This window comes from Rhodanobacter caeni (genome assembly GCF_039523575.1).
GTDB classification, from domain to species: Bacteria; Pseudomonadota; Gammaproteobacteria; order Xanthomonadales; family Rhodanobacteraceae; genus Rhodanobacter; species Rhodanobacter caeni.
The window spans coordinates 382,003-399,068 of the sequence record NZ_BAAAFO010000004.1; the positions used below are offsets into that span (position 1 = coordinate 382,003).

Annotated in this window: 15 protein-coding genes; 6 read left to right on the forward strand and 9 right to left on the reverse strand. The window is 66.6% G+C overall.

The window, feature by feature from the left end:
• The first annotated feature begins 11 nt into the window (after positions 1-11).
• The 5 genes from ABD017_RS14455 (at position 12) to ABD017_RS14475 (ending at position 6,372) form a co-directional block, all read left to right on the forward strand.
• On the forward strand, positions 12-1,508 hold the full coding sequence (locus tag ABD017_RS14455) for an NAD(P)H-hydrate dehydratase (RefSeq protein ID WP_343883475.1): 1,497 nt from the start codon (positions 12-14) through the stop codon (positions 1,506-1,508).
• A complete protein-coding gene (gene tsaE, locus ABD017_RS14460) occupies positions 1,501-1,998 on the forward strand; it encodes a tRNA (adenosine(37)-N6)-threonylcarbamoyltransferase complex ATPase subunit type 1 TsaE (protein ID WP_343883476.1) in 498 nt (165 codons plus the stop codon). Before ABD017_RS14455 ends, tsaE begins: the two co-directional genes overlap by 8 nt.
• Before the next feature lie 147 nt (positions 1,999-2,145).
• Positions 2,146-3,588 (forward strand): N-acetylmuramoyl-L-alanine amidase family protein, encoded by a 1,443-nt coding sequence (locus ABD017_RS14465; protein ID WP_343883477.1) that lies wholly within the window; start codon positions 2,146-2,148, stop codon positions 3,586-3,588.
• A 54-nt stretch (positions 3,589-3,642) separates the two neighbouring features.
• Entirely contained in the window at positions 3,643-5,457 is a 1,815-nt protein-coding gene (gene mutL / locus ABD017_RS14470) for a DNA mismatch repair endonuclease MutL (protein WP_343883478.1), read from the forward strand.
• 18 nt (positions 5,458-5,475) lie between these two features.
• Complete coding sequence (locus tag ABD017_RS14475) at positions 5,476-6,372, forward strand: DUF1684 domain-containing protein (RefSeq protein ID WP_343883479.1); 897 nt, start codon at positions 5,476-5,478, stop codon at positions 6,370-6,372.
• Here the strand turns inward: ABD017_RS14475 and phoU are convergent.
• The 6 genes from phoU to rnt all read right to left on the reverse strand — a co-directional run bounded on the left by phoU (position 6,369) and on the right by rnt (position 12,049).
• Entirely contained in the window at positions 6,369-7,103 is a 735-nt protein-coding gene (gene phoU / locus ABD017_RS14480; RefSeq protein ID WP_343883480.1) for a phosphate signaling complex protein PhoU, read from the reverse strand. The two genes, ABD017_RS14475 and phoU, sit on opposite strands and share 4 nt — an antisense overlap.
• A 142-nt stretch (positions 7,104-7,245) precedes the next feature.
• Entirely contained in the window at positions 7,246-8,013 is a 768-nt protein-coding gene (gene pstB, locus ABD017_RS14485; protein ID WP_343883481.1) for a phosphate ABC transporter ATP-binding protein PstB, read from the reverse strand.
• Positions 8,006-8,872, reverse strand: coding sequence for a phosphate ABC transporter permease PstA (gene pstA, locus ABD017_RS14490; RefSeq protein WP_343883482.1), 867 nt, complete (start codon positions 8,870-8,872; stop codon positions 8,006-8,008). The genes pstB and pstA overlap by 8 nt, the downstream gene beginning before the upstream one ends.
• Positions 8,872-9,879, reverse strand: a complete 1,008-nt coding sequence (gene pstC / locus ABD017_RS14495) for a phosphate ABC transporter permease subunit PstC (RefSeq protein ID WP_343883483.1) — start codon at positions 9,877-9,879, stop codon at positions 8,872-8,874. The genes pstA and pstC overlap by 1 nt, the downstream gene beginning before the upstream one ends.
• Positions 9,880-10,067: 188 nt before the next feature.
• Positions 10,068-11,099 (reverse strand): phosphate ABC transporter substrate-binding protein PstS, encoded by a 1,032-nt coding sequence (gene pstS / locus ABD017_RS14500; protein WP_425543750.1) that lies wholly within the window; start codon positions 11,097-11,099, stop codon positions 10,068-10,070.
• A 293-nt stretch (positions 11,100-11,392) separates the two neighbouring features.
• A complete protein-coding gene (gene rnt / locus ABD017_RS14505; protein ID WP_343883484.1) occupies positions 11,393-12,049 on the reverse strand; it encodes a ribonuclease T in 657 nt (218 codons plus the stop codon).
• A gap of 170 nt (positions 12,050-12,219) precedes the next feature.
• Between rnt and ABD017_RS14510 the strand changes: the two genes are divergently transcribed.
• Positions 12,220-13,458 carry a porin gene (locus tag ABD017_RS14510; RefSeq protein WP_343883485.1) on the forward strand — a complete coding sequence of 413 codons (1,239 nt, stop codon included), beginning with the start codon at positions 12,220-12,222 and terminating at the stop codon, positions 13,456-13,458.
• A 134-nt stretch (positions 13,459-13,592) separates the two neighbouring features.
• Here ABD017_RS14510 and nth read toward each other — a convergent pair whose 3' ends face one another.
• From nth to metG, 3 genes are all read right to left on the reverse strand, one after another.
• Positions 13,593-14,234, reverse strand: a complete 642-nt coding sequence (gene nth, locus ABD017_RS14515) for an endonuclease III (RefSeq protein WP_343883486.1) — start codon at positions 14,232-14,234, stop codon at positions 13,593-13,595.
• Positions 14,231-14,839: an RnfABCDGE type electron transport complex subunit B gene (locus ABD017_RS14520; RefSeq protein WP_343883487.1), complete on the reverse strand. Its 609-nt coding sequence runs from the start codon at positions 14,837-14,839 to the stop codon at positions 14,231-14,233. The genes nth and ABD017_RS14520 overlap by 4 nt, the downstream gene beginning before the upstream one ends.
• A 91-nt stretch (positions 14,840-14,930) precedes the next feature.
• The gene (gene metG, locus ABD017_RS14525; protein WP_343883488.1) at positions 14,931-17,027 is read right to left on the reverse strand and encodes a methionine--tRNA ligase; all 2,097 of its coding nucleotides are present in this window, start codon (positions 17,025-17,027) and stop codon (positions 14,931-14,933) included.
• Between the last annotated feature and the right edge of the window lie 39 nt (positions 17,028-17,066).

Genomic DNA, 17,066 nt, shown 5'->3' on the forward strand with positions numbered 1-17,066 from the left:
ATAATTTGCCGATGCCTACCTCGCCGCATCGTGCCCTCTACACCGTCGACCAGGTGCGCGCGCTGGAGCACGGCGCGCTGGACGCGCTGGCCGTCAGCAACCACGAGCTGATGTTGCGGGCAGCGCATGCCGCCCTCGATACCCTGCGCCGGCACTGGCCGCAGGCGGCGCGGATTGCGATCCATTGCGGCCCCGGCAACAACGGCGGCGACGGTTTCCTGTTGGGCGTGCTGGCGCGCCAGGCCGGCTTGCAGGTCGATGTGGTGGCGCTCACCGAAAGTTCGCGGGGCGAGGCGGCGCAGGCGCGTGCCGCGTGGCGGGCCGCCGGCGGAAGCGTGCGGCGATGGACTGGCGCGGAGCCGTTGCCCGCCGTCGACGTGCATGTCGACGCCATGTACGGCATCGGTTTCAGCCGAGCGCCGGGTGCCGCGGAGTCAGCGCTCATCGACGCGATCAACGCCAGCGCCACGCCCGTGCTCGCGCTCGACCTGCCATCGGGCCTCTTGGCCGACAGCGGCGATTGCCCCGGCGCGGTGATCCGCGCCGACGTCACCGTCACCTTCATCGCGCACAAGCGCGGGATGCATACCGGCCGCGCCGTCGATCAGGTCGGCGTATTGGAGTTGGCGACGCTGGGCGTGCCGGAAAGCGTGTATGCGCCGCTTCGACCCGATGCGCTGCTGCTTGCCGCCGAGACGCTGCCGCCACGCGCCCGCCATGCCAACAAGGGCGACAACGGCCACGTGCTGGTGATCGGTGGCGACCATGGCATGGCCGGTGCCGCACGGCTGGCCGGCGAGGCCGCCTTGCGCGCAGGTGCTGGCCTGGTCAGCGTCGCGACCCGCGCCGAACACGTGTCTGCACTGAACGCCGCGCGCCCGGAACTGATGGCGCACGCCGTGGGTGGCCCGCAGGCGCTGGAACCGATGCTGGAACGTGCCAGCGTGCTGGCGCTGGGGCCGGGCCTGGGCAAGGCCGCGTGGGGACACGCGTTGTGGCTGACCGCATTGGACGCCGGCAAGCCGACCGTGCTGGATGCCGATGGCCTGAATTTGCTGGCGCGCGAGCCGCGCGTCTTTTCGACACCCACAGTGCTGACGCCGCACCCCGGCGAGGCGGCACGGCTGCTCGGCGTGGCCGTCGACGACATCGAGCGCGACCGCTTTTCCGCCGCGCGCGAGCTTGCCCGTCGCCATGGCGCGGTCGTGGTGCTGAAAGGCGCGGGCAGCCTCATCGCCGATCCGGATGGACGTCTGGACGTCTGTCCGTGGGGCAACCCCGGGATGGCGTCCGGTGGCATGGGCGACCTGCTCACCGGCGTCGTCGCCGCCATGCTGGCGCAGGGATGCCAGCCGTGGGACGCGGCCTGCCTGGCGGTGGGGCTGCATGCGCGCGCCGGTGATCTCGCGGCACGTCAGGGCGAGCGTGGCCTGCTGGCCAGTGACCTGCTCGATCCCTTGCGCGCCCTGGGCAACTCGCTGCCCGACGGAGCTTTCCTTTATGCCTGATTCGCCACATGACGCCAGCTGGGACCTGCCCGACGAGGCCGCCACCATTGCCCTGGGCACGCGTGTGGCCGCGGCGATGCACGAAGGTGCGGTGGTCTATCTGCACGGCCCGCTGGGCGCCGGCAAGACCAGTCTTGCGCGGGCGCTGCTGACGGCATTGGGCGTGGGCGAGCGGATCAAGAGCCCCACCTACAGCCTGATCGAGGGTTACCAGGCGCCGGCCATGCCGGCCTGGCACCTGGACCTCTATCGCATCGGCGATCCGGGCGAGCTGGAATGGCTGGGCCTGGATGCGCTGGCCGATCCCGCGGCGCTGGTGTTGGTGGAGTGGCCCGAGCGCGGCGCCGGTGCGTTGCCCGCGGCCGATCTGGCCTTGCACATGGATTACGCCGGCGCCGGGCGCCGTGCGGCCGCGCAGGTGTTCACGGCCCGGGGCCGGCGCTTGCTCGAGCGCATGGATGCCGCAAACCCGCGTTTTCGTTCGAAATAGTCGGCGGCCAAGGCGACAAACCGATACCTGCGAAATGCGCTACTTGCGCCCCATAGCTGGACATTGCCTGACAAAACATCCGCAGGTTATGGATATTCAAGGGAAAACCCCTTGCAATCCGCGGGCACGTGCGTTTCAATGCGGCGCATGGCCGGTTACCTGAACAGCATCTTTCGCCGTGGCGCGATGGTCGCCGCGGCCGCGGCGATGGCGCCGCTGGCCGCCGTTCACGCGGCCAATCTGGAAGGTGTGCGGGTATGGGCCGGGCCGGACTACACCCGCGTGGTGATCGACGCGGCCGGCAAGCTGCATTACAAGATCCGCCAGGATGGTGGCGAGGTCCTGATCGACCTGCCCAACAGCGGTTTCAGCCGCAGCTTTTCCGACCCGGCGGCGCAAGGCCTGTTGCGCGGCATGAGCCACGCCCGCATCGGCAACAACCTGCAGCTCACGGCCAAGGTCGATCCGGGCAGCCACCTGAAGAGTTTCGTACTGGAGCCCGAGAGCGGAAAGAACTACCGCCTCGTGCTCGACCTTTACCCCGACCGTGCCGCCGCCGATCGGGTGGCCGACACGGCGGCCACGCCATCGGCCGCGCCCGCGCACAGCAGCCGCGCCTCCACCCAGCAGGCGGCGGCGCTGTTGAACGGCCAGCGCGCGGTGGTGGTGGCGATCGATGCCGGCCACGGCGGCAAGGATTCCGGCGCCCACGGCCCCAGCGGCACCCAGGAAAAGAACGTCACCCTGGCGGTGGCGCGCGACCTGGCTGCGATGATCAACCGCCAGCCCGGCATGAAGGCCGTGCTGACCCGCGACAGCGATTTCTACATTCCGCTGAAGCAGCGCTACAAGATCGCGCGCGAGAACAACGCCGACCTGTTCGTTTCCATCCACGCCGACTCGTTCACCCGGGACGACGCCCGGGGCTCGTCCGTGTGGGTGCTGTCGCCGCGCGGCAAGACCAGCGAGGCCGCGCGCTGGCTGGCCGATCGCGAGAACCGCGCCGACCTGATCGGCGGCACCACGCTGGACGACAAGGACGACGGCCTGGCCAAGGTGTTGCTCGACCTGCAGCAGGGCTGGGCGATGCAGGCCAGCGACGTGGTGGCCCGCAATGTGCTGAAGGCGCTGGCCCAGCTCGGCCCGACCCATCGCGGCTATGTGGAGAAAGCCAATTTCGTGGTGCTGCGTTCGCCCGACGTGCCCTCGATCCTGGTCGAGACGGCCTTCATCAGCAATCCCGCCGAAGAGCGCAAGCTGCGAGATCCGGCGCACCAGAAAAAGCTGGCGGCGGCCGTGATGGGCGGGGTGAAAAGTTACTTCGAAAGCTCGCCCCCGCAGGGCACATGGTTCGCGGCGCAGGCCGCGCAGCGTAGCGGCGTGCAACTGGCGTCGGCCGGCAAGCCGGGTACGCCGTCGGCCGCCCGCGCCGACGCCGGCGTGCGCGACCTGCACAAGGTCAACCGCGGCGAGAGCCTGGGCAGCATCGCGCGCCAGTATGGCGTGAGCGTGAGCGCGCTCAAGAACGCGAACCGGATGAGCGGCGACAGCGTGCAGGCCGGCGCCATGCTGGCGATCCCCGCCGGTTAGTCTCACGGTGGCACGTCCGTCGGACGGCGCGGCGTTCGCTGCTAAAGTGGGGCGATGACATCCATCCGCCTGTTGCCCCCCGCCCTCATCAACCAGATCGCCGCCGGCGAGGTCATCGAGCGACCTTCATCAGTGGTCAAGGAACTGGTGGAAAACAGCCTCGATGCCGGCGCGCGCCGCATCGAAGTGGACGTCGAGGCCGGTGGCGCGCGGCTGATCCGCGTGCGCGATGATGGCGTCGGCATCCCGCTGGATGAGCTGCCGCTGGCGGTGGCATCGCACGCCACCAGCAAGATCGGCAGTTTCGATGACCTGGAACACGTGGCCAGCATGGGCTTCCGCGGCGAGGCGCTGGCGTCGGTGTCGTCGGTGTCGCGCTTTGCGCTGACCTCGCGGGCGCAAGGCCAGGACGCGGCGTTTCGCATCGAGGTCGATGGCGGCGCGCTGCGGGAGGCGCGTCCCGCCCAGCATCCGCAGGGCAGCAGCGTGGAAGTGCGCGACCTGTTCTACAACGTGCCGGCGCGGCGCAAGTTCCTGCGCGCCGAACGCACCGAGTTTGCCCACATTGACGACCTGCTGAAGTCGCTGGCGCTGGCGCGCGACGGCGTGGAATTCCGCCTCAGCCACAACGGCAAGCCGGTACGCATCTGGAAAGCCGCCAGCGACGAGCGCGCCGCGTTGCAGCGCGTGGCCGAGGTGCTGGGCGAGGAGTTTCCCGCGCAAAGCCTGCGCATCGACCATGCCGCGGCGGGGCTGCATCTGTCCGGCTGGGTCGGCCTGCCCACGGCATCGCGTCCCCAGGCCGATTCGCAATATTTCTACGTCAACGGGCGGCTGGTACGCGACCGCATCGTGGCGCACGCGGTGCGTCAGGCGTATGCCGACGTGCTGTTCCACGGCCGGCATGCGGCGTTCGTGCTGTACCTGGAGCTCGATCCGGCCGGCGTGGACGTGAACGTGCACCCGGCCAAGCATGAGGTGCGTTTTCGCGAGCAGCGGCTGGTGCATGATTTCCTGTTTCGCACCCTGCACGAGGCGCTGGCGCAGACCCGCGCGGGGCTGGGTACGTTGCCGGCGGCCGAACCCGAGCCGGCCATGGCAACCGACTACGCCAATGCGGCCGCACGACCCACCGGTGGTGCACCGGTGTGGCCGGGCCAGTTCAGCCAGAGCCGCTTGAACCTGGGCGTGCGCGATGCGCCACTGGCCGGTTATGCCGCGTTGCTGGGGGACAATCCCCCCGCGCCTGCGACCGCGCCGATGCCCGCCGCCGACGACAGCGAGACGCCGCCGCTGGGTTTCGCCATCGCCCAGCTGAAAAGCATCTACGTGCTGGCCGAGAACGCGCACGGCCTGGTGCTGGTCGACATGCACGCGGCGCACGAGCGCATCACCTACGAAAAACTGAAATCCGGCCGTGCCTGCAGCAACCTGCGCTCGCAGATGCTGCTGGTGCCGCTGTCCATCGCCGTCAGCGCCAGGGAAGCGGCGGCGGCCGAGGAACATGCCGAGGCGCTGGCCGAATGGGGGCTGGAGCTTTCGCGCAGCGGCCCGTCCACCGTCGTGGTGCGGCGTATCCCCGCCTTGCTGGAAGGCGCCGACGTGGCGCAGCTCAGCCGCGACGTGCTGTCGGAGCTGGCCCAGCACGGGAGCTCGCGGCGGCTGCAGGAGCTGGAGAACGAACTGCTCTCGACCATGGCCTGCCATGGTTCGGTACGCGCGGGGCGCCGGCTGACCCTTCCCGAAATGAATGCGCTGTTGCGCGAAATGGAAACCACGGAGCGTTCCGGCCAGTGCAACCATGGCCGTCCCACCTGGACCCAATTGAGCCTGGCCGAGCTGGACCGCTTGTTCATGCGCGGGCGCTGACCACCATCTGGATCATTGATGAAACACTTCCTCTTTTTTGCCGCCAGCCTGCTGGGAGCCGTTACCGTGAATGCCGACCCCATCGATCATCGCCACGAGGTGGAGCAATGGCGCGCCGATCGCGTGGCTCGGCTCACCGCGCCCGCGGGCTGGCTGAGCCTGATCGGGCTGGAGTGGCTGAAGCCGGGGGAGAACCGCATCGGCAGCGCCGCCGACAACGACATCCTGGTCGCGGCCATGCCCTCGCACCTGGGCGTGGTGAGCCTGCGCGGGGACGGCAGCGTGCATCTGGCGCTGGCGGCCGACTGCGAAGCGTTGATCGATGGCAAGCCCTTGCGCGAGGCCGTGCTGGTCGATGACGCGGGCGAGGGCGCGCCGACGATGGTGAGCTTGGGCACGGTCAGCTTCCTGGTGATCGATCGCGAGGGCCGCAAGGGCTTGCGCATCCGCGACACCGAGGCGGCGACGCGGCGCGACTTTGCCGGCATCGATTATTTCCCGATCGACCCCGCGTGGCGCATCGAAGCCAGCTGGGTGCCGGCGAGCGCGGGCCAGACGCTGGAAATGGGCACCGTGATCGGCACCACCGAGAAGTATCCGGTGCCGGGTACCGCGCGTTTCAGTCGCGACGGCAAGACGTTCGAGATTCTGCCGGTGATCGAGGTGCCGGGCGACGCGCAGTATTTCGTGGTGTTTGCCGACCGCACCAGCGGCCGGGAGACCTACGGCGCGGCGCGCTTCCTGTACATCGACCCGCCGAAGGACGGCAAGGTCACGCTGGATTTCAACAAGGCCTACAACCCGCCTTGCGCCTTCACCGGGTTCGCCACCTGTCCGCTGGCGCCGCCGGAAAACCGGCTGGACCTGCGCGTGACCGCCGGCGAGAAGAACTACCGCGGCGGGCACGCGGACTAATTGTCTTTCGGCGGCCCCAACGGGCCCAGCTGCGGGCTGGCGGTGAAATCGCGCTTGCTGCGTTGGCTGTCCAGCGTTTCGCCGGTCACCTGGAACCAGGTGTTCTCGGCGATGTTGGTGGCGTGGTCGCCGATGCGCTCGATGTTCTTGGCCATGAACAGCAGGTGCGTGCATGGCGTGATGTTGCGCGGGTCCTCCATCATGTACGTGAGCAGCTCGCGAAAATAGCTGGTGTAGGCGTCATCCAGCACCACGTCGTTCTTCCATACGCGATGGGCACTTTCCACGTTGCCATCGCGGTACGCGGCCAGCACGTCGCGCACCGCGGTGGCCGCCAGCTCGGCCAGGCGGCGCAAGCCGCGGGTAGGCGCCACGGGCGGCGCCATCGACAACGGTATGGATCGCTTCGCCACGTTGGCCGCGTAATCGCCGATGCGCTCGATGTCCGACGCGATGCGCAATGCGGCGAACACGTTGCGCAGGTCGCCGGCCATCGGCGCGCGCAAGGCCAGCAGGCGCACCACGTCGTGGCTGATGGCCTGTTCGAGCTGGTCGATCGCCTCGTCATTGGCCACCACGTGTTGTGCCGCGCGCTCGTCGCGCCGTTCGAGCACGTCGATGGCCGCTTCCAGTTGCGTCACCGACAACTCGCCCATGCGCACGATCTCGCCGGTGAGGCGCGACAGCTCCGCGTCGTAGCTCTTGATGATGTGGTCTTTGCCGGTGTTCATGGTTACCTCGCATGTTTTCCCTCTCCCGCTTGCGGGAGAGGGTGCCCGAAGGGCGGGAGAGGGGGCGGGCGGAGCGGTATGCCGAGGGCTGCCCCGGCCCTCTCCCCCAACCCCTCTCCCGCAAGCGGGAGAGGGGCTTCGATCAGCCGAATCTGCCGGTGATGTAATCCTCGGTCTGCTTCTTGCCCGGCTTGGTGAAGATCTTTTCCGTCGGCCCGAATTCCACCAGCTCGCCCAGGTACATGAACGCGGTGAGATCGGAGCAGCGCGCCGCCTGCTGCATGTTGTGGGTGACGATGACGATGGTGAATTCGCGCTTCAGCTCCTCCACCAATTGCTCGATGCGGCCAGTGGCGATCGGGTCGAGCGCCGAGGTCGGTTCGTCCAGCAACAACACCTCGGGCTTCAGGGCGATCGCCCGGGCGATGCACAGGCGTTGCTGCTGGCCGCCGGAAAGGCCGAGTGCGTTCTGCTTCAGCTTGTCCTTCACCTCGTCCCACAGCGCGGCGCTGCGCAGGGCCTGCTCCACGCGGTCTTCCATCTCCGGCTTCGACAGCTTCTCGTGGTGGCGGATGCCGTAGGCGACGTTCTCGAAGATCGTCATCGGAAACGGCACCGGCTTCTGGAACACCATGCCCACCTTGCTGCGCAACCGGTTCAGCGAATAGCCGGGGGCCAGGATGTTCTCGCCGTCCAGCTCGATCGAGCCTTCCGCGCGCAGTTTCGGATAGATCGCGTAGATGCGGTTGAAGATGCGCAACAGCGTGGATTTGCCGCAGCCGGACGGCCCGATGATCGCGGTGACCTGCTTCTCGGGGATGTCCATGTCGATGCCTTTCAGCGCATGGAAATCGCCGTAGTGAAAGTGCAGGTCGCGCACGGTGATCTTGGTCGTGGCCGAATCAGTCATGGGAGGCCCTGGTGCGGGAAAGGATCAGGCGGGAAGCGAGGCTCAGCAGCAGCACGAACATGGTGATCACGAACGCACCGGCCCACGCCAGCGCATGCATGGATTCGCCCGGATCGTTGGCGTACTGGTAGATGATCTGCGGCAGGCTGGACATCTTCTCCATCGGGTTGACGGCCATGAAGTTGTTGCCGAACGCGGTGAACAACAGCGGGGCGGTTTCGCCGCTGATCCGCGCCAGCGCCAGCAGCACGCCGGTGACGATGCCCGAACGCGCGGCGCGTATCAGCACCTGCACGGTCAGTTTCCATTGCGGCACGCCCAATGACAGCGCGGCCTCGCGCAACGTGGCCGGCACCAGCCGCAGCATCTCGTCGGTGGTGCGCACGATCACCGGCAAGGCGATCAGCGCTAGCGCCACGCCGCCGGCAAAACCGGAGAACGTGGTCGAGCCGTGGGTCAGCGCGGTGCTCGGCAGCACCACGATGGTGTAGACGAACAGGCCCATCACGATCGATGGCGCCGACAGCAGGATGTCGTTGAGGAAGCGGATGGATTCGCCGAGCTTGGTGCGGTTGGCGTACTCGGCCAGCCAGGTGCCGGCCAGCACGCCGATCGGCGTGGCGATGGCGATGCCGACGAAATTGATGATCAGGCTGCCGACCATCGCGTTGGCCAGGCCGCCGTCCTCGCCGTAGGCGGTGATCTTCGTGAACAGTTTCAGGTCCAGCGCGCTGATGCCCTGGCGCAGGGTCTCCCACAGGATCCACGCCAGGAAAGCCAGCCCGACCAGGGTGGCCAGTGTGCTCAGCAGCATCGCCAGCGCATTGGTGATGCGGCGGCGCAAATAAGGCGAATGCATCAGCGACCCTCCTTGCTGGCCAGCCGTCGCAACATCAGCCGCGCAATCAGCAGCACGATGAAGGTCACCACGAACAGCAGGAACGCCAGCGCCATCAACGCCGATTTCTGCAGGCCCACCGCTTCGCTGAACTGGTTGGCAATGGCCGCGGCGATGGATGTGCCCGGGTCCAGCAACGAGGGCGACAGGCGCATCGCATTGCCCAGCACGAAGGTCACCGCCATGGTCTCGCCCAGCGCGCGGCCCAGGCCCAGGAAGATGCCGCCGATCACCGCCGAGCGCGTGTACGGCAGCACGATGTTCCAGGCCACTTCCCAGGTGCTGGAGCCCAGCGCATAGGCTGACTCCTTCAGCGGCGTGGGCACGGTCTGGAACACTTCGCGCATCACCGACGAGATGAACGGAATAATCATGATCGCCAGCACGATGCCGGCCACCAGGATGCTGGCGCCGAAGGGATAATCGCTGCCAAACAGCTTGCCGACGAAGGGCACGTGTTCGGCCACCCACGACAGCTGGCCGTCATCGGGCTTGTTGCCCAGGTTGTTGGTCAGCCATGGCTTGATGTGTTCGGCGAAGAACGGGGCGAAGATGAAAAGCCCCCACATGCCGTAGATGATCGAGGGAATGCCGGCCAGCAGCTCGATTGCCGACGCCACCGGCGTGCGCAACCATCCCGGCGCCACTTCGGAAAGATAGAGCGCGATGCCGAAGCTGATCGGTACGGCGATCAAGAGCGCCAGGAACGAAGTGACCAGGGTGCCGTACACCGGCACCAGCGCGCCGTAGACATCGTTGCCCGGGTCCCATTCCGAGCTGACCAGGAAGTGCCAGCCGAATGTGGCGAACGCCTCGCGTCCGCCCCACAGCGTGGCGCCGGCGGCGCCCAGCAAGGCGGCCAGCACGATCAGCGCGCAGCCCTTCAACAACCAGCGGAACAGCCGTTCGTGGCGGGCATCGCGGCGGGTGCGCTGTTCGAGGATGTCGGTGGATGACGCGATGGACATGTATGGATCCGGTTGATGCGTGGTTGGGCAGCAAGGCCACACCGTTCGCCCTGAGCGCAGCCGGAGAGGGAGCGAAGCCGGGGAGGGGAGGCCGGTTTCACCACGCTACGCTCAGGGCGAACGGTGCGGCGTGAGGATGGCCGTTGGCGGGGCGCATCGTGCCTCGATGCGTCCCGCCGCCGGGAACCTCAGTGCTTGAACTCGGCCGCCCAGTACGCCTCGATCTGCTTCACCAGGGCCGCGGGCAGCGGCACGTAATCAAGTTCGCTGGCGGCCTTCTGCCCGTTCTCCAGCGCGTACTTGAAGAAGTCGAAGGCTGTCTTGCTGTTGCCGGCGTTCTTCGGCGTCTTGTACATGATCATCCAGGTGGTGGCGGTGATCGGCCACGCCTTGGCGCCGGGGGCATTGGTCATGATCAGGTTGAAGTCGCGGGCCGAGGCCCAGTCGGCCGTGGCCGCGGCGGCGGCGAAGCTTTCCGCATCCGGCGACACCACGTTGCCGGCGGCGTTTTTAAGGTCGGTCCAGCTGAGCTTGTTCTTCACCGCGTAGGCGTATTCGACGTAGCCGATCGAACCCTTGATCTGCTTCACGTACTGCGACACGCCCTCGTTGCCCTTGCCGCCCACGCCGGTCGGCCATTCCACCGCCGTGCCGAACTTCACCTGGCTGGCCCAGGTCGGGCTGACCTTGGACAGGAAGTTGGTGAAGTTGAACGAGGTGCCCGAACCGTCCGAGCGGTGCACCACCGTGATCTTGCCGGCAGGCAGCTTCAGGCCGGCATTCAGCGCGGCGATCTTCGGGTCGTTCCAGTTGTTGATCTTGCCCAGGAAGATGTCAGCCAACGTGGCGCCGTCCAGCTTGATCTGGCCTGCCTGCACACCGGCGATGTTGACCACCGGCACGATGCCGCCGACCACGATCGGGAACTGGCCCAGGCCGAATTTCTTCAGGTCTTCCGCCTTCATCGGTGCATCGGACGCACCGAAATCGATGGTGCCTTCCTTGATCTGCGCGATGCCGGCGCCGGAACCGACCGACTGGTAGTTGAGGCGGTTGCCGGTCTTCTCCGCGTACGCGGCCGACCATTTGGACATCACCGGGTAGACGAAGCTGGAGCCGGCGCCGGTGATGTCGGTGGCCTGGGCGGCCATGCCGAACGTCGAGGCGACGGTCAGCGTTGCCACGGCGGCGAATCGGGTGGAAGTTTTGCGAAGGGTCAACACGGGCAGGCTCCTTGGAGGACGTCGAAAGTGACGGCGTCATTTCAGGTCTTTCGTGTTGCCATTGGATGATGCGAATGTTGCAGGAGGATGACAGTGCGGTGGGGAATGGGGAAAGCCAAAGCCGGAACGTCCCATTCCCCCAGCCGTTCACCCTGAGCGTAGCCGCGCCGCGGCGAAGTCGAAGGGTGGCCGCACGGGGAAGCTTCGACTTCGCCGCGATGCGGCTACGCTCAGCGCGAACGGCTGCGGACGAAAGGGTGAGAACCGCCAAGCCGGCGCGCCGCCGTATCTCAGGCCACGTCGAGCCCGCTGTGCGTCTGCTCGAACAGCTCCATTTGCCGCCAGCGGTTGACCACGCTGCAGAACAGCTCGGCCGTGCGCTCGGCGTCATAGACGGCCGAATGCGCCTCGCGGCTGTCGAACGGATGACCGGCCGCCAGCACCGCCTTGCTCAGTACGGTCTGTCCGTACGCCAGTCCGCCCAGGCTCACCGTGTCGAAGCAGCTGAACGGATGAAACGGGTTGCGCTTGTGCCCGCAGCGCCGCACCGCCTGATTGAGAAAGCCCAGGTCGAACGCGGCGTTGTGGCCCACCAGAATCGCCCGCTGGCATTCGGCGCCGCGCACCGCGTCGCGCACGGCTTGAAAGATGAAGTCCAGCGCCAGCCGTTCGCTCAACGCGCCGCGCAGCGGGTTGTACGGGTCGATGCCGGTGATTTCCAGTGAACGCGGGTCGAGATTGGCGCCGGGGAACGGCTCCACATGCGTCGATACGGTCGGGCGTGGGCGCAGATAGCCCTCGCTGTCCATCGCCAGCGGAATCGCGGCGATCTCCAGCAAGGCGTCGTGCTGTGCGTCGAAGCCCCCGGTTTCGACGTCCACCACCACGGGCAGGAAGCCGCGGAACCGCTCGGCCATGCGTGGTGCTTTGCTGTTCGGGTTGTGCATCGGCGAAGCATATCAGCCGGCTGCGGCAGCCGGTCGTGCGCCTGTCGCCGTACTGTCATCAAAACGGCATCGCGCTGTAAAACACGCACGCCAACCTGTCATGGCGGCTTGTCGCGCATCCGCCACCAAGCGGATGCCGGCATCAGTTTCCCATCATGACGGAGTACACCATGCGTTGCAGATTGATCGCGGTAGCCATTGCGGCCGGCCTGGGCCTCGCCAGTTTCAGCGCCATTGCGGCACCGCAGGCGACCAGCGGCGGCGATGTGGCCTTGCTCAAGGCGCAACTGGCCGAGTTGCAGGCAAAGGTCGATGCGCTGGAACAGCGCACCGATGCGCAGTCCGACATCAACGTCAGCACCGGCCAGGCGGTGGAAAAAGCCACCAACCTGGGCGCCGCCAGCGACAAGAAGCTTGCGGCGCTGGAAAAGGCGGTCAACAACACCAGCCTGTCCGGCAAGATGTACTTCGACTTCACCAGCATCGACCAGAAAAACAGTGACACCGGCAAGACCGACGCCACCGGCTTCGGCCTGGACGTGAAGCGCTTCTATCTTGGCGTGGACCACAAGTTCAATGACATCTGGTCGGCCAACCTGACCACCGATTTCAATTACGCCAGCAGCGACGGCCAGACCAGCGTCTTCGTCAAGAAGGCCTACGCGCAGGGCAAGTTCAGCAATGCGGCCGTGCTGCGCATCGGTTCGGCCGACATGCCGTGGATTCCGTTCGCCGAGAAGTTTTACGGTTTCCGCTATGTCGAGAACACGCTCACCGATCGCCTGAAATACGGCAATTCGGCAGATTGGGGCCTGCACATGGGCGGCGACCTCGGTGGCAAGACGGTCAACTACGCGGTGTCGGTGGTCAACGGCAACGGCTACAAGAATCCCGGCCGCAGCAAGGGTGTGGACGTGGAAGCACGCGTGGGCTTCGTGCCGTTCGACAACATGGTGGTGGCCGTCGGCGGCTACAGCGGCCATCGCGGCCAGGAAACCGAGAACATCGACGCGACCAACACCGCCAGCCGTGGCGACCTGATGGTGGCCTACGCCAGCGATGCGTTCCGCGTCGGCGCCGAGTACTTCACCGCGAAGAACTGGAACAACGTGCTGAGCCCGCTATCCGACAAGGCCGATGGTTACTCGCTGTGGGCCAGCGTGGCGGTGGCCGACGGCGTGAACCTGTTCGCGCGCTACGACAACGCGAAACTAAGCAAGGACCTGGACCGCGACAAGAAGGACGTCTACTACAACGCCGGCGTGGAATTCCAGGTCACCAAGGGCTTCAAGCTGGCCGGCGTGTGGAAGCACGAAAATGCCGAGAAATCGGTCACCGCGCCGCTGCCGCTGCACGTGCAAAGCGTCAAGACCAACGAGATCGGCGTCTTCGGCGAATTGTCATTCTGATGCAACACGCCCCGCGCAACATGCTGTCCGGACGTGGTGGCTGACAAGGAACGGTTATCGGAAAGGAGTTCGACCCAGGGAAGGAAAACGGCGGGCTTTTGCCCGCCGTTTGCTTTTCTGTGCCGTGGTCGTCCTCAGTCGCGCTCGATCGTCTTGTCCTTGTACCGGCATAGGTCGCGTATCACGCAGTTCGGGCAATCGGGCCTGCGCGCCTTGCACACGTAGCGGCCGTGCAGGATCAGCCAGTGATGGGCGTCGCGCTTGAATTCGGCCGGCACCACTTTCTCCAGCTTGTCCTCGACCGCGCGCACGTCCTTGCCCGGCGCCAGGCCGGTGCGGTTGGCGACGCGAAAGATGTGCGTATCGACCGCGATGGTGGGTTCGCCGAACGCCGTATTCAAAACCACGTTGGCGGTCTTGCGGCCCACGCCGGGCAGCGCCTCCAGCTCGGCGCGGGTGCGAGGTACTTCGCCGTGGTGCTGCTCTACCAGCAGGCGGCACAGCGCGATCACGTTTTTCGCCTTGGCGTTGTACAGGCCGATCGTGCTGATGTAGCGCTTCAGGCCGTCCTCGCCCAGGTCCAGGATCGCCTGCGGCGTATTCGCCACGGGGTAAAGTTTCTTCGTCGCCTTGTTCACGCCGGCGTCGGTGGCCTGCGCCGACAGCACTACCGCCACCAGCAACTCGAAAGGCGTGGTGTAGGCCAGTTCGGTGGTGGGATGCGGATCGAGTTCGCGCAGGCGCGAGAACAGCTCGTTGACGTCGGCGCGCTTCACGGTCCTGATAACCCCTGTTTTGCGCGGGCGCGGGCCAGCGCGGCCAGTACCGGGTTGGTCTCGACCGCCACCTTGCGAGCCGCCAGCTCGGCTTCGCGTTGCGCACGTTCGCGTGCCAATCGTGCTTCACGCCGCTGGAAATGCGCGCGTGCGGCGTCGGCATGGGCCACGTCACCGGCCTGCGCCAGCGGCATCGGCTCCAGCACGATGCAGTCGACCGGACAGGCGGCCACGCACAGTTCGCAACCGGTGCAGTCGTCGGCAATGACGGTATGCATCAGCTTGGCTGCGCCCACGATGGCGTCAACCGGGCAGGCCTGGATGCACTTGGTGCAGCCGATGCAGTCCGCTTCCACGATGCGTGCCAGCATGCGCGGCTTTTCGATGCCGTGATCGGGATCGAGCGACAGCAGCGGCTGATCCAGCAGCGCCGCCAGCTTCGCGATACCGGCAGCACCCCCGGGCGGGCACCGGTTGATCGGCGCCTTGCCGCGGGCGATCGCCTCGGCATACGGCCGGCAACCGTGGTAGCCGCATTGCTCGCACTGGGTCTGCGGCAGCAAGGCGTCGATGCGGTCGGCCAGGGTGTCGATGGGCGTATTCATGGAAGGGGGAAGACGGGCGGCCGGCAGTTCATCGCCGGCCATTGTCCCGCAATCGATGGCGGGCTTGTCACGCCGCCACCATGGACGGCATTCAGCGCACGGTGGCGCCGGCCTGGGCGCCCTGGTCCGCGTCCAGCAGGAACAGGTCGCTGCCGCCGTTGCCGGCGGACAGGATCATGCCCTCGGACAGGCCGAAGCGCATCTTGCGCGGGGCCAGGTTGGCGATGAACACCACGTTGCGGCCGACCAGTTTTTCCGGCTCGCCATAGGCGGCGCGGATGCCGGAGAAAATCTGCCGCGTGCCCAGTTCGCCGGCGTCCAGCTCGAAGCGCAGCAGCTTGTCGGAGCCTTCCACGAATTCGCAGGCCCGCACCTTGCCGATGCGCAGGTCGAGTTTGGCAAAGTCGTCGATGGAGATGGTGGCGGAATCCTGGGCTTCGGGATTTGCGGCAGGCTTGGGGCTGTCGTTCATGGGCTTCTTCTTTTTGTCGGCAACGGGCGCTTCGGCAGGTGTGGTTCCGAGTGATTCCTTCGAGGCCTCGACCATCGCCTCGATAAGCTTGGGATCGAGTCGGCCCAACAACGGTTCGAAAGCGTTGACGGTGTGGCCGAACAGCGTGCGGCGGGCGTCGTCGAAATCGGCGATCGGCGCGGCCAGGAAGGCTTCCGCCGCCGCAACCGTGGCCGGCAGGATCGGTTTCAGCAAGCCGGAAAGCAGGCGGAAGCCGTGCAGCGCCAGCGTGCAGACCTGCTGCAGCTCCTCGCGTCGCGCGGCGTCTTTGGCGATCACCCACGGCGCCTTGGCCGCGATGTAGCCGTTGACCCGATCCGCGATGGCCACGAAGCGGCGGGTGACGTCGGCGAACTCGCCGGTGTCGTACAGCGCATCGATGCCGTCGTAGTGCGACAGCAGCTCCTGCCACAGCGCGGCTTCCTCGGCGCCGAACTGGTCGGCCAGCTTGCCGTCGAAGAACTTCTGCGTGAAGCCCGCGGTGCGGCTGGCGATGTTCACCCACTTGCCGATCAGGTGCGAGTTGATCCGCTCCTCGAACGCCTTCAGGTCCAGGTCCACGTCGACCGGCGCGTCGTTGAGCATGGTGGCGAAGTAGTAGCGCAGGCATTCCGGGTGCAGGCCCGCGTCGAGATAGGTGCGCGCCTGGATGAAGGTGCCGCGCGACTTGGACATCTTGGCGCCGTTGACGGTGAGGTAGCCGTTGACGTGCAGCGCGGTGGGCGTGCGGAAGCCGGCGCCGTGCAGCATCGCCGGCCAGAACAGGCCGTGGAAATTGATGATGTCCTTGCCGATGAAGTGGTGCATTTCGGCCGTGCTGTCGGCGGCCAGGAAGTCGTCGAACGCAAGGCCGGTGCGATCGCACAGCGCCTTGAAGCTGGCCAGGTAACCCACCGGCGCATCCAGCCACACGTAGAAGAACTTGCCCGGCGCATCGGGGATGGGGAAGCCGAAGTAGGGCGCGTCGCGCGAGATGTCCCAGTCCTTCAGCCCTCCGTCCAGCCACTCGCGCAGCTTGGCGCTGACGCCGCTGTTGGCCACCGGCTTGCCGCCGGTGAATTTGCCCGCAAACCAGTCGCGCAGCAGCGTCTCGAACTTGCCCAGCTCGAAGAAGTAGTGCTCCGAATCGCGCAGCACGGGCGTGGCGCCGGACATCACCGAGTAGGGGTTGATCAGGTCGGTGGGCGCGTAGGTGGCGCCGCAGTTTTCGCAGTTGTCGCCGTATTGGTCGCTCGTGCCGCATTTCGGGCAGGTGCCCTTGATGTAGCGGTCGGGCAGAAACATCTGCTTTTCGGGATCGAACAATTGCTGGATCGAGCGGCGCGCGATGCTGCCGCCATCGCGCAGGCGCGTGTAGATCAGCGTGGACAGCTCGCGATTCTCGTCCGAATGCGTCGTGTGGTAATGGTCGAACGCCACGCCGAACGCCGCGAAATCCGCCTCGTGGCCCTGGCGGATGCCGTCGATGAAAACCTCCGGCGTCACGCCGGCCTTTTCCGCGGCCAGCATGATCGGCGTGCCGTGCGCGTCGTCGGCGCACACGTAGGCCACTTCGTTGCCACTCATTCGCTGCGCCCGCACCCAGATGTCGGCCTGGATGTAGCCCAGCAGATGGCCCATGTGCAGCGGGCCATTGGCGTAGGGCAGGGCGTTGGTGACGAGGAGGCGGCGGCTCATGGCGTGCGTGGTTCCGGAGATGACTGCGCATTATGGCAT

Coding starts and splice junctions, on each gene's coding strand:
- pstB (WP_343883481.1), bottom strand. CDS start 8,013: ATGACTGATTCGGCCACGACCAAGATCACCGTGCGCGACCTGCACTTT.
- tsaE (WP_343883476.1), top strand. CDS start 1,501: ATGCCTGATTCGCCACATGACGCCAGCTGGGACCTGCCCGACGAGGCC.
- ABD017_RS14465 (WP_343883477.1), top strand. CDS start 2,146: ATGGCCGGTTACCTGAACAGCATCTTTCGCCGTGGCGCGATGGTCGCC.
- ABD017_RS14475 (WP_343883479.1), top strand. CDS start 5,476: ATGAAACACTTCCTCTTTTTTGCCGCCAGCCTGCTGGGAGCCGTTACC.
- metG (WP_343883488.1), bottom strand. CDS start 17,027: ATGAGCCGCCGCCTCCTCGTCACCAACGCCCTGCCCTACGCCAATGGC.
- phoU (WP_343883480.1), bottom strand. CDS start 7,103: ATGAACACCGGCAAAGACCACATCATCAAGAGCTACGACGCGGAGCTG.
- rnt (WP_343883484.1), bottom strand. CDS start 12,049: ATGCACAACCCGAACAGCAAAGCACCACGCATGGCCGAGCGGTTCCGC.
- ABD017_RS14520 (WP_343883487.1), bottom strand. CDS start 14,839: ATGAATACGCCCATCGACACCCTGGCCGACCGCATCGACGCCTTGCTG.
- mutL (WP_343883478.1), top strand. CDS start 3,643: ATGACATCCATCCGCCTGTTGCCCCCCGCCCTCATCAACCAGATCGCC.
- pstC (WP_343883483.1), bottom strand. CDS start 9,879: ATGTCCATCGCGTCATCCACCGACATCCTCGAACAGCGCACCCGCCGC.
- ABD017_RS14455 (WP_343883475.1), top strand. CDS start 12: ATGCCTACCTCGCCGCATCGTGCCCTCTACACCGTCGACCAGGTGCGC.
- pstA (WP_343883482.1), bottom strand. CDS start 8,872: ATGCATTCGCCTTATTTGCGCCGCCGCATCACCAATGCGCTGGCGATG.
- ABD017_RS14510 (WP_343883485.1), top strand. CDS start 12,220: ATGCGTTGCAGATTGATCGCGGTAGCCATTGCGGCCGGCCTGGGCCTC.